This is a genomic window from Mycobacterium sp. (genome assembly GCF_032162605.1).
Lineage (GTDB): Bacteria > Actinomycetota > Actinomycetes > Mycobacteriales > Mycobacteriaceae > Mycobacterium.
The window spans coordinates 1-7,277 of record NZ_JAVROT010000122.1 but is presented as its reverse complement, the minus strand read 5'-3'; the positions used below and the strand labels follow the sequence as shown (position 1 = coordinate 7,277).

Here is a 7,277-nt window from a genome sequence, read left to right as displayed (position 1 = left end):
CGGTCGCGGCGATCACGCTGACCCTGGTCGATGGTCGGGACGTGATCTGGGGGACGACGGACCGCACCGACGAGAAGGCGCTCAAGTTGGGGGCGTTGCTCACGCAGCCCGGTCACACCTATGACCTGTCCAGTCCGGATCTCCCCACGGTCAAGTAGTCGTCCGCCGAGAAAATCCCACGACACCATCGGCGCGCCTGCGTCGATACCTGCGATCGTCGCCCTACCGTTCTGTTTGCGCGAAACTACTTGACATAACTCTAAGCCTATGGTTCAGGTTGAGGGTTTGCACAGGAGGAAGACGACCGATGACACCCCCGCACAACTATCTCGCAGTAATAAAGGTGGTCGGCATTGGTGGCGGCGGCGTCAATGCCGTCAACCGAATGATCGAGCAAGGCCTCAAGGGCGTGGAGTTCATCGCCATCAACACCGACGCCCAGGCGTTGCTGATGAGCGATGCCGATGTGAAGCTCGATGTCGGACGTGACTCCACCCGCGGACTGGGCGCCGGCGCCGATCCCGAGGTCGGACGCAAGGCCGCCGATGACGCCAAGGACGACATCGAGGAACTCCTGCGGGGCGCCGACATGGTGTTCGTCACCGCGGGGGAGGGCGGCGGAACCGGCACCGGCGGCGCACCCGTCGTCGCGACGATCGCACGCAAGCTCGGCGCGCTGACGGTCGGCGTGGTGACACGGCCGTTCTCGTTCGAGGGCAAGCGGCGGAGCAACCAGGCCGAGACGGGCATCGCCGCGCTGCGCGAGAGCTGCGACACCCTCATCGTGATCCCGAACGACCGTCTGCTCCAGATGGGCGACGCTGCGGTCTCTCTGATGGACGCCTTCCGCAGTGCCGACGAGGTCCTGCTCAACGGCGTGCAGGGCATCACCGATCTGATCACGACGCCGGGCCTGATCAACGTCGACTTCGCCGATGTCAAGGGCGTCATGTCTGGGGCGGGTACCGCGCTGATGGGCATCGGGTCGGCGCGTGGCGACGGCCGTGCCCTCAAGGCCGCCGAGACTGCCATCAACTCGCCACTGCTCGAGGCATCGATGGAAGGCGCCCTCGGTGTGCTGCTGTCGGTCGCTGGCGGCAGCGATCTCGGTCTGTTCGAGATCAACGAGGCGGCCTCGCTGGTGCAGGACGCCGCCCACCCCGAGGCAAACATCATCTTCGGCACCGTGATCGACGACTCGCTCGGCGACGAAGTCCGCGTGACCGTGATCGCCGCCGGCTTCGACGCCGCAGGCCCCAGCCGAAAGCCGGTCGTCGGAACGGCAGGACAGGGCATCTCGCCCGGTCGCGCAGGCAAGGTGGCGGCCGCGCCATTCGATCCCGTCGACCCGGCCAGCGTTCCCGTACACACGAACGGAGCGACGGTCCGCATCGGTGGCGGTGGTGGTGGTGACGACGATGACGATGTCGACGTCCCGCCCTTCATGCGTCACTGAATCCGCTAGCGCGTGAGTCGATACTGGAGACCGTGAGCTTTCGCATTCGACGGGTGACCACCACTCGCGAAGGTGGTGCCTCGGGCCCGCCGTTCGAGTCGTTCAACCTGGGTGACCACGTCGGGGACGATCCCGCTGCCGTGGCCGCCAATCGTGCGCGCCTCGCCAAGGCGATCGGGCTTGGCGACGACGGCATCGTCTGGATGAACCAGGTCCACGGGGACCGGGTCGTGTCCGTGGAGGGTCCGGTCAAGGGTGCCGTCGACGATGCCGACGGCTTGGTCACGACGAATCGCCGGTTGGCACTGGCGGTGGTGACCGCGGATTGCGTCCCGCTCTTGATGTCCGACGCCCGCGCCGGCGTCGTCGCCTCGGTACATGCCGGCAGGGTGGGCGCGCAGAGGGGTGTCGTGACGAGAGCCATCGAGGCGATGCTGCGCAGGGGTGCCCACGTCGAGGACGTGTCCGTTCTCCTGGGTCCTGCCGTCAGTGGACGGAACTACGAGGTGCCCGACGCCATGGCGGACGAGGTCGAGGCCGCCATGCCGGGTAGCAGGACCACGACCGCGCGAGGTACCGCCGGGCTTGACCTGAGATCCGGAATCGCCAGACAGCTAACGGAATTGGGCGTCACCACGATCGACGTCGATCCGCGCTGCACAGTCGATGATCCCAACCTGTTCAGTCACCGGCGCGGCGCCCCCACCGGTCGGTTGGCCGCCCTGGTGTGGATGGAATGACCGCCGCACGTACCGCCGAACTCGCCGAGGCTCTGGCGGCTCTGAGGGCACGGGTCGACGGGGCGGCGGCAGCGGCGGGCCGCGACTCCGCCGAAATCGAATTACTTCCCGTCACGAAATTCTTTCCGGTTTCCGACATCACCGAATTAGTGCGACTTGGATGCCATCAATTCGGTGAATCGCGCGAACAGGAAGCGTCAAACAAAATCGCCGAAATATCAGCCGGGAATCACACGGTTGCAATTCGCTGGCACATGATCGGCAGCATCCAACGCAAGAAGGCGCGTGCCGTCGCGGGCTGGGCGTACGCCGCGCACTCGGTCGACAGCAGCGCGCTCGTCGATGCACTTGGGCGCGCAGCCGCGCAGGCGCTCGAGGAGGGCGGCCGCACGGCGCCGCTGCGGGTGTACCTCCAACTGAGCCTGGACGGGGATCCGGCCCGAGGCGGCGTCGATGTGAACCGCCCGGATCTCGTGGACGAGCTGTGCGGGCTCGCCGACGCGACCGACGGCCTGGACTTCGTCGGGCTCATGGCCATCCCCCCGCTGAACGCCGACACGGATGAATCCTTCCTTCGCTTGGAGTCCGAGCGGAACCGGGTACAGGCGTTCTACCAGCAGCGTCTCGGTATCTCGGCAGGTATGTCCAGCGACCTCGAGACGGCGGTGAAACACGGCTCAACGTGTGTGCGTGTCGGTACCGCGCTATTGGGACAGCGTCCTCTAACGTCTCTCTGAGCAGTCACTCCAGTCACATCTTCATCACAGACAACACCGATTTCGGTCATCAGAAGGGTCTCCGATGAGCACACTGCATAAGGTCAAGGCCTACTTCGGTATGGCGCCGATGGACGATTACGACGACGAGTACTACGACGACGAGGACCGCTCGTCGCGCGGCTACTCGCGTCGTCCCCGTGAGGACCGCTTCGAGGACGAGGGCAGGGGATACGAAGCCCGCCCCGAGGGCCGGGGTTACGACGACCGCGTGCCCGGCCGTGAGTTCGACGGTGTCCCAGCGGGTTACCGCGGCGCATATGAAGAGCCCGCCTTCCGCGGCTCTCGGCGCGAGTTCGAGCGCCCACGGTTCAACACGCTGCGCGGCGCCACCCACGGCGCGGTGGCGATGGAGCCCCGCAGGATGGCCGCCCTGTTCGAAGAGGGCAGCCCGCTGGCCAAGATCACCACGCTGCGCCCCAAGGACTACAGCGAGGCCCGCACCATCGGCGAACGCTTCCGCGACGGCACCCCGGTGATCATGGATCTGGTCTCGATGGACAACGCCGACGCCAAGCGCCTGGTCGACTTCGCAGCCGGTTTGGCCTTCGCGCTCCGGGGTTCGTTCGACAAGGTCGCGACGAAGGTCTTCCTACTGTCCCCGGCCGACGTCGACGTCACCGCCGACGAGCGCAGGCGCATCGCCGAGGCGGGTTTCTACGCCTACCAGTGACCCGGGCAGTGTGATCGACGACGCGTAGGCTGGCGGTGAATCGAGTGTCGTTCAGCTCGTCATCCCACCCGTATCCAATGTCACACCGCCTGGAGTGAGGTCGCTCAGTTGTCGTTGTTCTTTTCGATTCTGGGCTTCGTGCTGTTCGCGTTCTGGCTTCTGCTGATCGCACGGGTCGTCGTCGAGTTCGTCCGCTCCTTCAGCCGCGACTGGCGCCCGAGGGGCCTGATGGTGGTGGTCCTGGAGGTCATCATGACGGTGACCGATCCACCCGTGAAGCTGCTGCGCCGGATCATTCCGCAGCTCACGATAGGTGCGGTTCGCTTTGACCTGTCGATCATGGTGCTGCTCCTGGCCGCGTTCGTCGGCATGCAACTTGCGTGGAGTGCATAGCGTCGAGGTAGCGAAAACGGGTTTGCCGGCGTCGTTATCGCGCGGCCCTTCTTTGAAATTCGCTCTTAATTCTGGACCTCACCTGCAACCGCCGGGTCTACTGTGACAGGATGGACGCCAGTTACTTCCAGCACGCCTATCCGCTTTGACACCGGTTGACGGTCCAAACTCAAGGGGGCAGACAATGCCGCTTACACCAGCCGACGTCCATAACGTCGCTTTCAGCAAGCCGCCCATTGGCAAGCGTGGCTACAACGAGGACGAGGTCGATGCGTTCCTCGACCTCGTAGAGAACGAGCTGACACGGCTCATCGAGGAGAACGCCGATCTCCGGCAGCGCGTGGCGGAGCTCGACCAGGATCTCTCGAGTAGCCGAGCCGGCGGTGGTGTTCAGGCCACTCAGTCGATCCCGGTGTACCAGAAGCCCGAGCCGGAGCCGGAGCCCGAGCCCGTTGCCGTCGCGCCGGTCCAGCCGGTGTACGCCGCGGCCGCGCAGCCCGTCGCGCCCCCCAGCGAGGAATCGCACATCAAGGCGGCGAAGATCCTCGGGCTGGCGCAGGACACCGCGGACCGCCTGACCGGCACCGCGAAGGCAGAGTCCGACAAGCTGCTGGCCGACGCCCGCGCTCAGGCCGATGCCATGGTCAGCGAAGCCAGGCACACCGCGGAGACCACGGTCTCCGAGGCCAAGGCACGTGCCGACTCGATGCTCTCCGACGCGCAGACCCGTTCCGAGACGCAGCTTCGCCAGGCTCAGGAGAAGGCCGACGCACTCCAGGCGGACGCCGAGCGCAAGCACTCCGAGATCATGGGCACCATCAACCAGCAGCGCACCGTGCTGGAAGGCCGTCTCGAGCAGCTGCGCACGTTCGAGCGCGAGTACCGCACGCGGCTCAAGACGTATCTGGAATCACAGCTCGAAGAACTCGGCCAGCGAGGCTCGGCGGCGCCGGTTGACTCCACTGCCAACAACGACAGCAGCGGATTCAACCAGTTCAACCGAGGAAACAACTGATCGGCTGTATTGATGCTGATCGTTGCGCTAGTCCTTGCCGTCATCGGCCTCGCCGCGTTGGTGACCGCCGTCGTGACTAGCAATGAGTTGATTGCCTGGGTGTGCATCGGTGCCAGCGTGATCGGCGTGCTGCTCCTCATCGTCGACGCGCTGCGTGATCGCTCGCGGGGCGGTGACGAAGACACCGCCGACACCGACGACACCGACGACACCGACGATCGCGACGACGAGACGACCGTCATTCCTGCCGTCACGGATGCCGAGGACTACCCGGACGAGCCCGCCGAGGCGGAAACGTCCGCAGTCTCCACCGAGTCGAACGACGACAGCAGCGCAGACTCCAAACGCGATTAGCGCCGCAGGGCTTTTCTCACCTCATCGTCGCTGACCTGGTGAAAGTCGGTGAACACCTGACCGACGGCCTCGAAGTGTCGCGGTGTCGTGGCGAACACCACCTCGTCGGCCTCATCGCGCAGCCGTTGCCGCGCCGATGATGGTCCGACGGGCACCGCGACGATGACGCGCCCGGCGCCGGCGTCCCGCACGGCCCGAGCCGCGGCGATCATGCTTGCTCCCGTGGCGATGCCGTCATCGGCGAGGATCACCGTCTTCCCTGCCAGGTCGAGACGTCCCGCGCCGCTCCGGTAGGTCGCCTCACGGCGCGCGAGCTCGCCGGCTTCGGCGTCGATGACGGCCCGTAACTGCGCGTCGGTGACGTGTGCGCTGCGCACCACGTGCTCGTTGACGACGATGCCGCCGCCGCTGGCGATCGCTCCCATGGCCAGCTCGGGCCACTGTGGAACGCCGAGTTTTCTGACCACGAAGACGTCCAGCGGGGCGTTGAGCGCGATGGCGATCTCCGCGCCGACGGGTACGCCGCCCCGAGCGAGGCCCAGCACCACCACGTCGGGCCCGTCGCGGTAGCCGCTGAGCATCGCCGCGAGGACTCGGCCTGCCTCGCGGCGGTCCCCGAAGGTGCGATCAGCGGATTCGTCGATCCGATGAGACTAGGCTGAGAGCGCTGCCACCACTGGGTGATGGCGAACTCGGCTTAGGGGAATGGCGCTCAGGCGTCGCGGCCGGCGACCGTGTCCACGAAGGCGCGGACGAGCGCGTGCACTCGCTTGGAGGCGTCGTCGACGACTCGCGTTGTGGCATCGCGCAAGTGGTCGGCGGTCAGGCTGAGTTCGGCGATCTCGTCGCGTCCGTTGCCCGCCAACCACAGCTCGAGGAGTTCTTCGTCGACCTCGGGATGGAACTGCAGGCCCATCGTGCGGCCCAGCACGAAGGCCTGTGACGCGTTGCCATTCCTGGCGATCTCGACCGCCCCGTCGGGGATGCTGAACCGGTCGAAGTGCCACTCGAACCACGGCCCGGTCGGGACCAGGTCGGTCCGCGAGGAATCGACGTCGTACCAGCCGATCTCGGGTGCGGGAGAGCGGCTCACCGAGCCGCCGAGGGCGTGGGCGAGGAGTTGGCCGCCGAAGCACACGCCGAGCATTGGCACGCCCGCCGCTTGCGCGTCCCGCACCATCGCGACCTCCGAGGTGATCCAGTCCAGCCCTTCGTTGACCGACCAGCGGGACCCGAGTGGGACGACGGCGTCGTACCCGCGCGGGTCGGGAAGGGTCACGTCGAACGCCAGATCCTCGATGCGAGCAGCAGGCACCACTTCGAATGTCTCTACGTCGTAACCACATTCGGTGAACGCATCACCCAGCATCGCCTCTGGCGCGATGGGGTCGTTATAGAGGAAAAGCACCTTCTTCGCCACTGTTAGAGAATACGGGTGACCGACGGTTATTTCGCGGGGGGGACCGGCGGAGCATGGTCGGGGGCGAGTTCGGCGCCGATCCGGCGGAACAGCACGTCGGAGGTGTTCGAGTAATTGCCCTCATCGTCGAATGCCTCGGGTGCGAACGTCGCGGCCACGGCGATCGCGATCTTCTCCTCCGGCAGGTACGCCTCGACGGCGGAGTAGCCGGCGAACATCGGATTCTGCAGCAGCCAGCCACCGGAGATGACGACGCCGAGACCGTAGGTGTAGCCGTCGACCATCGGCGCGCACGTGGTGCATCCCGGCTGCGCCCTGGTCTTGCCGCGCAGATCGGTGGACACCATCTTCTCGTAGGACTCGCGGCTCAACAGCTTGCCCGAGCCGATGCCCACCGCGGTGGCCTCGAGATCGTAGATGTTCGACGTCTGGATCCCGCCGTGGGTGATC

8 protein-coding genes and 3 pseudogenes are annotated in these 7,277 nt (G+C 66.1%); 8 read left to right on the top strand and 3 right to left on the bottom strand.

Annotated elements, in window-relative coordinates:
• From QOI01_RS07745 to QOI01_RS07710, 8 genes and pseudogenes are all read left to right on the top strand, one after another.
• Positions 1 to 158 (top strand): annotated as a pseudogene (locus QOI01_RS07745) (cell division protein FtsQ); the annotation flags it as partial.
• A 149-nt stretch (positions 159 to 307) separates the two neighbouring features.
• Entirely contained in the window at positions 308 to 1,456 is a 1,149-nt protein-coding gene (ftsZ, locus tag QOI01_RS07740) for a cell division protein FtsZ (RefSeq protein ID WP_526379593.1), read from the top strand.
• Between the two features lie 32 nt (positions 1,457 to 1,488).
• Positions 1,489 to 2,196 (top strand): peptidoglycan editing factor PgeF, encoded by a 708-nt coding sequence (pgeF, locus tag QOI01_RS07735; protein ID WP_526379591.1) that lies wholly within the window; start codon positions 1,489 to 1,491, stop codon positions 2,194 to 2,196.
• A pseudogene (locus QOI01_RS07730) lies at positions 2,193 to 2,930 on the top strand (YggS family pyridoxal phosphate-dependent enzyme); the annotation flags it as partial. The gene pgeF and the pseudogene QOI01_RS07730, both read left to right, overlap by 4 nt.
• A gap of 67 nt (positions 2,931 to 2,997) precedes the next feature.
• A complete protein-coding gene (locus QOI01_RS07725; protein ID WP_526379589.1) occupies positions 2,998 to 3,645 on the top strand; it encodes a cell division protein SepF in 648 nt (215 codons plus the stop codon).
• Between the two features lie 108 nt (positions 3,646 to 3,753).
• Positions 3,754 to 4,038: a YggT family protein gene (locus tag QOI01_RS07720; RefSeq protein ID WP_526379587.1), complete on the top strand. Its 285-nt coding sequence runs from the start codon at positions 3,754 to 3,756 to the stop codon at positions 4,036 to 4,038.
• Positions 4,039 to 4,222: 184 nt separating this feature from the next.
• Positions 4,223 to 5,053, top strand: coding sequence for a DivIVA-like cell division protein Wag31 (wag31, locus tag QOI01_RS07715; RefSeq protein ID WP_526379585.1), 831 nt, complete (start codon positions 4,223 to 4,225; stop codon positions 5,051 to 5,053).
• A gap of 12 nt (positions 5,054 to 5,065) precedes the next feature.
• Positions 5,066 to 5,407: a hypothetical protein gene (locus tag QOI01_RS07710; RefSeq protein WP_526379584.1), complete on the top strand. Its 342-nt coding sequence runs from the start codon at positions 5,066 to 5,068 to the stop codon at positions 5,405 to 5,407.
• Here the strand turns inward: QOI01_RS07710 and QOI01_RS07705 are convergent.
• The 3 genes and pseudogenes from QOI01_RS07705 to QOI01_RS07695 form a co-directional block, all read right to left on the bottom strand.
• Entirely contained in the window at positions 5,404 to 5,988 is a 585-nt protein-coding gene (locus QOI01_RS07705; RefSeq protein ID WP_526379583.1) for a phosphoribosyltransferase, read from the bottom strand. The genes QOI01_RS07710 and QOI01_RS07705 overlap by 4 nt on opposite strands.
• 131 nt (positions 5,989 to 6,119) lie before the next feature.
• Entirely contained in the window at positions 6,120 to 6,827 is a 708-nt protein-coding gene (locus QOI01_RS07700; protein ID WP_526379582.1) for a type 1 glutamine amidotransferase, read from the bottom strand.
• A 26-nt stretch (positions 6,828 to 6,853) separates the two neighbouring features.
• A pseudogene (locus QOI01_RS07695) lies at positions 6,854 to 7,277 on the bottom strand (D-alanyl-D-alanine carboxypeptidase); the annotation flags it as partial.